The 1,030-nt window shown below is 77.5% G+C and carries 1 protein-coding gene; it reads left to right on the forward strand.

Annotated features, from left to right (window positions below; translation table 11 throughout):
* Positions 1-167: 167 nt before the first annotated feature.
* A partial coding sequence (locus N866_RS19025; protein ID WP_034229841.1) for a 4-(cytidine 5'-diphospho)-2-C-methyl-D-erythritol kinase occupies positions 168-1,030 on the forward strand: 863 nt, incomplete at its 3' end.

Here is a 1,030-nt window from a genome sequence, read left to right on the forward strand (position 1 = left end):
GGCCCTGCGCGCGGCCGGCGTCGACCCGACGACGCGCGGCGAGCGGCTCGACGTCGTGCAGTTCGCGCGGATCGCCGAGGCGCTCGCGTCCTGAGGGCCGGTCGACGCCCGCCGGCCCGCGCCCTCCGCCGTTCGGCCGCACGTCCGCGGCGTGGCAGGGTTGTCCCGTGACCCAGCGACCCGCCCACCAGGTGCTCGTCCGCGCCCCGGGCAAGGTCAACCTGTCGCTCACCGTCGGCCGCCCGATGCCGGACGGCTACCACCCGCTGGCCACGGTCTTCCAGGCGGTCTCCCTGGTCGAGGAGGTCACGGCCACGGCTGCGGACGGCTTCGGCCTGACCGTCGAGGGGCTGCACGCGGACCGGGTGCCGACCGACGGGTCGAACCTCGCCCTGCGCGCGGCGCGGCGCCTCGCGGAGCACGTCGGCATCGACGACGGCGTCCACCTGCACATCCGTAAGGGCGTGCCCGTCGCCGGGGGCATGGCGGGTGGCTCCGCGGACGCCGCAGCCGCCCTGCTGGCCTGCGACACCCTGTGGCGCACCGGCCTGCCGCGGGAGGAGCTGAGCGAGCTCGCGGCCACCCTGGGTGCCGACGTGCCGTTCGCCCTGCTCGGCCACACCGCCGTCGGCCGTGGACGCGGCGACCTGCTGACCCCCGCCCTCAGCCGCGGCGAGTACCACTGGACGCTGGCGCTGCAGGACCACGGCCTGTCCACCCCGGAGGTGTTCCGGGCGTTCGACGAGGTGCTCGGCGGGGTCGACGTCGAGCCGGTCCCGGACCGCGTGCTCCTGCAGGCCCTGAGCAGCGGCGACCCCGAGGCGGTCGGTCTGGCGCTGGCCAACGACCTCCAGACCGCGGCCCTGGAGCTCGCCCCGCACCTGGCGGAGACGCTGGCGGTCGCGGAGGACGCCGGCGCGCTGGGCGTCGTCGTCAGCGGCTCGGGCCCGACGGTGGCCGCACTGGCGCGCACGCGCCAGCACGCGATCGCGATCGCCGCGGCGCTCACGGCGGCCGGCGTGGCCGACGG

Source organism: Actinotalea ferrariae CF5-4 (genome assembly GCF_000603945.1).
GTDB lineage: Bacteria > Actinomycetota > Actinomycetes > Actinomycetales > Cellulomonadaceae > Actinotalea > Actinotalea ferrariae.